The sequence below is a fragment of the Candidatus Cryosericum odellii genome (assembly GCF_003570935.1).
Taxonomy (GTDB): Bacteria; Caldisericota; Caldisericia; order Cryosericales; family Cryosericaceae; genus Cryosericum; species Cryosericum odellii.
This window is the reverse complement of record NZ_QXIU01000037.1, coordinates 535-6,445: the sequence shown is the minus strand read 5'-3', so window position 1 is coordinate 6,445 and position 5,911 is coordinate 535. Positions and strand designations below refer to the sequence as shown.

The following is a 5,911-nucleotide window of genomic DNA, read 5'->3' as shown; positions in this document are numbered from 1 at the left end:
TCGAAATCCATGGATTGGCTTTCATCATCGCCCCTGGCTTTCGCGGCAACCTGCTGCGTAAACCTTTCTTCCTGGTCCATGGGGTCATTGAGTTCGGTAAAGGCATTGGCAAGCTCCATCCCGCTGGCAAAAAGCTCAAAGCGCTGGACTCTCTGCGGCTGTTCCGCCATGCGCTTGGCAAGCGGAGATATTTCCACGGGATAGTCATGCACAAACGTCGGATCGATGAAGTTGGGCTCAACCATTTTGTCGAACACTTCATTCACGACGTTGGCATATTCGAACGACTTGTCCATATGAATACCGAATTCTGCGATCTTACGACGCGCCAGCCCATCATCGCGCAACTCTTCCAGACCAACGCCCGCGTACTTCTGCATGGCCTCGTCAAACGTAGTCCGTGCAAATGGACGGGTGAAATTGATCAGTCGCTCGCCCATATGCACCTGCGGCATACCCGTGACCTTGTCGACCAGATCAAGGATGAGGTTCTCGGTCAGGTTCATCATGCCATCAAGGTCTGAATAGGCTTCGTACAGTTCCATCATCGTGAATTCCGGATTGTGAATCGTGTCGATGCCCTCGTTCCTGAAACTCCGGTTGATCTCGAAGACTTTCTCGAAACCGCCGACCAGAAGCCTCTTCAGGTACAATTCTGGGGCAATGCGCAAGAACAGATCCTGATCAAGTGCATTGTGATGNNGTCTCGACCTCAAGATACCCTCGCTCCGTCAGATATGTCCGGATATGCGAAACCATGCGAGACCTCTTCTCAAAAGCGTCTCGGACCTCTGGGTTGACTATGAGATCGACGTACCGTTGGCGATAACGGATTTCAACATCCGTGAGGCCATGGAACTTCTCGGGCAACGTTCGGATCGCCTTCGATAGAACCCATAGTCTTGCGACGGCGATGGTCTTCTCTCCGGTCTTCGTTACAAACAGTGTTCCCTCGACCCCAATGATGTCACCAGAATCGACATACTTCTTGAACCAGTCATAGGCAGGCTCTTTGAGGTCGTCAGAGCGCACATACAGCTGGATCCGCCCGGANNGCGATGTAGGCTGCCGCAAGTGCGTCCCCAAAACTATGTCCGAACGGGTCGATCCCCTGTTCGCGAAGCTCCCCGATCTTGTCTTTGCGGCTCTGCTCAACCTCGTTGAGTTCCAGCACGACTATACCTTCTCGATGGAGAGAATCTTATACGTGACTCGGCCCTTAGGGATACGCACAGCAACGGTCTCCTTCTCGCGCTTCCCCACGAGAGCCTTGCCCACCGGACTATCAATGGAAATATGACCTTCCATTGGATCGGCCTCGAGATTGCCGACGATGGTGAACCAGCGAGTCTTGGCAGTTTCCACGTCGAGCACCTGGACCTTGCAGCCCATGTGAACTTCGCCTGTTCCCGTATCGCCTGGTTCGACGACCACGGAATGCTCGAGTTGACGCTCGACATCCATGATGGTTCCCTCGATAAACGCCTGTTCCTTCTTGGCCTCTTCGTACTCGGCGTTCTCCGAGAGATCACCAAATCCTTTTGCTTCCTTGATGCGCTCTGCGATGCGAAGGCGCTCCTTGGTCTTCAGCCTGTCGAGCTCCTCAAGCATTTTCTTATGCTGAGAGGGACTGATGTACAGCTTCTCTTCCTCATCTTCACGCACATTAGTGATTTCAATTCCTTCGTCGGAAAGTTCTTCTTCGTCATGCATCATGGCGAACCTCCTCGCTGACAACCGTGCACAGTGCACGGTACTCATTCAACAGCTTCTTCAGCTGGTCTGCTTCCTTCACCTGGTTGATGCGCCCTCGATACGTCGTCGCCTCAGGGAGGCCCTTGAAGTAGAAAGCGAGATGCTTGCGCATCTCCTTGACTCCAATGATCTCCCCCTTGAGAGTAACCTCGCGGTCGACATGTTCCTGCATGATCCTGAACCGCTCGTCAATTCCGGGCTCCCGAGGACTCCTATCATTGAGAACATCGTTTATCTGCTCGAAGACCCACGGATTCCCGAGAGCCGCCCGCCCTATCATTACATAGTCAGCTTTAGTATAGTCGAGAAACTTCTTCGCGTCCTCCGCCTTCTTGACGCCTCCGTTCGCGATGATTGGTATGGTCGCCTTCGCCTTTGTTGCAGCGATAACATCCCAGTCCTTCGAGCCCGAGCGGCCCTGCACGGCGGTACTGCCATGAATCGCAAGGGCTGCCACGCCATTCTTCTCGCAAATAGCCAGGATTTCCTCGGCAACGTTATCGTCGAGCAAAAATCCCTTACGTATTTTCACTGTCACCGGCAACTGCGTTGCCCGCACGACGGCGGACGTAATTGCGTCGATGAGGGGGAGATCCCTCAGCAGCGCCGATCCGGCACCGGTCTTTACGATTTTTGGCTCGGGGCATCCCATATTGATGTCGATGGCATCGACCCCAGCCTTCGCCAGAACCTCTGCAGCTTGTGCCATTGCATCAGGTCGCGCCCCAAACATCTGGAAGTCAACAGGATGCTCAACAGGATCGAACACCAGCATCCCGAATGTCTTGGTGTTACTGAACTTGATGCCCAGGGAAGAGACCATCTCTGTGTATACCATGGCTGCACCATAGTGCCTGCACAGAATGCGAAAGGGACTATCACCATACCCCGCAAGGGGCGCAAGAAAGGCACGTCCCTCGAGCTTCAGCGGCCCTATGTTCACTCGGTCCCGCCCCTGTTCAACTCAAAGAGGATTCGCAAGCCGTCGAGCGTGAGATTGGGATCATGCACACACTTTGTCTGCAAGCCAGGGACCACTACACCCGACAGTCCCCCCGTCAGGATCACTCTGGCATCAGGACAACCCGTGTCCTGGCGAATACGCTGGATCATGCCATCGACCATAAAGATCATACCCCAGACAACGCCAACCTGCATCTGCGTGATCGTATCAATTCCAATGCTCGTTGCGGGACGATCAAGTTCAATACGGGGCAATTTGGCTGTCTTGGTAAACAAGGATTCGCTGGAGTTGAGAAGGCCAGGTGCTATGGACCCTCCAAGGTACCTTCCATCGCCGGTCACAAAATTGAACGTCGTCGCAGTCCCGAGATCGACAATAATACAGGGTCCCCCATATTTCATGTATCCGCCGACACAATCAGCAATACGGTCGGCCCCCATCTCTGGTGGAGACTCGACTTCCCATTTGATATTGGTATTTAGTGCCGTCGAAACCACGAGGGGTCGGAGATGAAACATGCGATCAACAAGGCGGCGCATGATTGGCGTGAGTGGCGGGACAACAGAAGCCAGAACGACGGAATCTACGTCCCCCAACTGGACATCGGAAAACTGAAACAGACTGCGGATGAACACGCTGTATTCATCGGCAGTCTTGCCCCTGTCGGTCGTCAGACGCCAACTATCGCGCAGGACAGTACCGTCGAAGAGGCCACAGACTATGTTGGTGTTCCCGACATCAATGGCAAGAAGCATGGTGGCGCGCCTTCAAAACCAGAATGGCGGAGAGACCGGGATTTGGACCCGGGAGGCGGTATTAGCCACCCACTCGCTTAGCAGGCGAGTGCCTTCAGCCACTCGGCCATCTCTCCGTGCTTTGGAAACTGACAAACCCGCACTATTGCACGGGCTGTGGCTAATTATACTGGCTTCCCTCACTTTATCAAGGGTCAGAGCCTTCGCAGATGTCAGAATAGCACATCTTCCCCGCCGCCGGAGACGCTATCATGACCCTTCAGGTATCGCCGGCCCAGGTCCGTTATGACGCGTCCCTGCGATGTCCGCGCGATGAAATTCAACTGCACCAGATACGGCTCGATGACGACGGACACTGTCTCGGGGTCTTCACTGATCGCAGAAGCCAGGCTGTCGAGGCCCACAGGACCGCCTCTGAACTTTTCATCGATAGCCCCAAGGAGCCGCCGATCGATGTCCAGCAAGCCATACTTGTCGATGTTGAGCCGTGAGAAAGCCTCGTCGACCAGCTTGACATCGACGATGGGGCCCCCCGCATAGGCCAGGTAGTCTCTGATGCGTTTCAGGTTCCGCAGTGCTATGCGAGGAATGCCGCGTGAGCGACCAGCAATGCGTCTGGCAGCAGCCGGCTCTACAACCGTATCAAGCCGGCAGGCGGCATTGGCAATGATCTGGGCCAGTTCCTCCTCATTGTATGGATCCATGCGCATGACGATACCGAATCTGTCGCGAAGAGGGGCGGACAACATGCCAAACCGAGTAGTCGCTCCTATGAGAGTGAACGGCTTGAGACGTATCGTAAGTGTTTTGGCGCTCGGCCCCTTCCCGAGAATGATGGGCAGTTGAAAATCCTCCATTGCAGCATAGAGTCCTTCTTCCACCGCGGGAGGCAGACGATGAATCTCGTCGATGAACAGCACGTCCCGCTCTCTGAGCGATGCCAGAATGCTGGCAAGATCACCTGCCCGTGTGAGTGCCGGTCCGCTCGTATACTTGAACCGCACACCAAGTTCCACGGCAATGATTTGTGCCAGCGTTGTCTTGCCCAGACCAGGAGCCCCGTAGAGCAGGCAGTGGTCCAAAGGCTCTTTGCGGCTCAGTGCAGCCCTGATGAAAATGGCCAAGTTGCGCCGCAGCTGCTCCTGTCCAATGAAATCCTCAAGGCGCCGCGGCCGCAACGTCGAGCCCACAGCATCACCCTCGGACTTCCCCGACGGTGGTGGGGTTTGAGCAACAGGTACTTTCCGACGTACACGCTTCTCTTCGCCGGCAGCCATATCCTATTTCCTCGAAAGGTGCTGCAAGGCATCACTCACGAGTTCCTCAGCCGAACGGTCCTTCGCAGGGCCAAGCTCCCGGAGAGAGCCACTGATCTCTCGTTGTGAGTACCCGAGAGACCGGAGCGCCATCTCCACCTCTGCCAACACGGTGGGTTCCGTTCCCGTCATGCCCTCTGCGGACAGAAGTTCAGCGTACTTGCGGTTGACGATCGGGCGCAGCTCGATGAGGATACGCTCGGCATTTTTCTTCCCTATGCCGGGCGCAGAAGTGAGTAACCCAACACTCTGTTCCCGCACTGCCTCGATGAGGCGAGACGCAGGTACAGCACGCAGAAGGTTCAGGGCGGTCTTGGCGCCAACACCCGGAACATGCTCGACCAGGTCGGCGAAAACTTCATAGTCCAACTGTTCGACGAAACCGTAGAGCTCCTGCCGGTCTTCCTTGACGACATGGTATGTCCGCAGTTCGACCTCTTCCCCCACCTCGAACATGGTGGGATCCACCACTCTTACCTCATACCCGATGTCGCCGACAAGAACGATGACGGCGGAATCCAATCTGCGATATACGGTTCCCCTAATCAGAGCAATCATCGGTCTCCTCCGCCAGAACTGCCTCGCGATAGGCCCCCGTGAACGTATGGCAGAGGGCGATGGCAATTGCGTCCGCTGTATCGTCAGGCGTAATATGCTCCTCGACACCAAGAATCTGGCGCACAGCAATCTCCACGTTCTTCTTGCTTTCCATGCCATATGATGAGACGGCCTGCTTCACCTGCTGAGGGGTGTACTCAAACGCAGGAACATGACATGTGCCGATGGCAAGGACAATGACTCCACGCGCCTCACTGACCTTCATGACCGTACGGGCGTTTCGAAAGAAAAATAGAGACTCGAGCGCCACTGCATCCGGCTTGTACCTGCGGACGAGTCGGCGGACGCCGTCGTAGATGTACTTGAGCCTGTCCGGATATGGCGTGCCAGGATGGGTCTCCAGGCACCCATAGTCAAGAAGGGCTACGGTGTCGCCGTCTGATGAGACGACACCGTAGCCGATGCGTGCCAGTCCGGGATCGATTCCCAGAGTAAGCATACAGTCTCTAGCTTTCCTGCTCCAGCAGTTTAATGATCTCGTCGCTCATTTCATAGTTGGAGAA

Annotated in this window: 8 protein-coding genes and 1 tRNA gene; all 9 read right to left on the bottom strand. The window is 55.4% G+C overall.

The window, feature by feature from the left end:
• A partial coding sequence (locus SMC5_RS01395; protein WP_320409818.1) for an amino acid--tRNA ligase-related protein occupies positions 1-671 on the bottom strand: 671 nt, incomplete at its 3' end.
• A gap of 13 nt (positions 672-684) precedes the next feature.
• On the bottom strand, positions 685-1,032 hold the full coding sequence (locus SMC5_RS11365) for an amino acid--tRNA ligase-related protein (RefSeq protein WP_165848918.1): 348 nt from the start codon (positions 1,030-1,032) through the stop codon (positions 685-687).
• Positions 1,033-1,176: 144 nt separating this feature from the next.
• Positions 1,177-1,716: a transcription elongation factor GreA gene (greA, locus tag SMC5_RS01385; RefSeq protein WP_207798950.1), complete on the bottom strand. Its 540-nt coding sequence runs from the start codon at positions 1,714-1,716 to the stop codon at positions 1,177-1,179.
• Positions 1,706-2,698 (bottom strand): tRNA dihydrouridine synthase DusB, encoded by a 993-nt coding sequence (dusB, locus tag SMC5_RS01380; protein ID WP_119119289.1) that lies wholly within the window; start codon positions 2,696-2,698, stop codon positions 1,706-1,708. The genes greA and dusB overlap by 11 nt, the downstream gene beginning before the upstream one ends.
• Positions 2,695-3,474 (bottom strand): type III pantothenate kinase, encoded by a 780-nt coding sequence (locus SMC5_RS01375; RefSeq protein WP_119119288.1) that lies wholly within the window; start codon positions 3,472-3,474, stop codon positions 2,695-2,697. The genes dusB and SMC5_RS01375 overlap by 4 nt, the downstream gene beginning before the upstream one ends.
• Before the next feature lie 24 nt (positions 3,475-3,498).
• A tRNA-Ser gene (locus SMC5_RS01370) sits at positions 3,499-3,590 on the bottom strand.
• A 96-nt stretch (positions 3,591-3,686) separates the two neighbouring features.
• Positions 3,687-4,751: a Holliday junction branch migration DNA helicase RuvB gene (gene ruvB / locus SMC5_RS01365; RefSeq protein WP_119119287.1), complete on the bottom strand. Its 1,065-nt coding sequence runs from the start codon at positions 4,749-4,751 to the stop codon at positions 3,687-3,689.
• A 3-nt stretch (positions 4,752-4,754) separates the two neighbouring features.
• On the bottom strand, positions 4,755-5,348 hold the full coding sequence (gene ruvA, locus SMC5_RS01360) for a Holliday junction branch migration protein RuvA (RefSeq protein ID WP_119119286.1): 594 nt from the start codon (positions 5,346-5,348) through the stop codon (positions 4,755-4,757).
• Positions 5,332-5,847 carry a crossover junction endodeoxyribonuclease RuvC gene (gene ruvC, locus SMC5_RS01355; RefSeq protein WP_119089805.1) on the bottom strand — a complete coding sequence of 172 codons (516 nt, stop codon included), beginning with the start codon at positions 5,845-5,847 and terminating at the stop codon, positions 5,332-5,334. The genes ruvA and ruvC overlap by 17 nt, the downstream gene beginning before the upstream one ends.
• Positions 5,848-5,911: the final 64 nt, after the last annotated feature.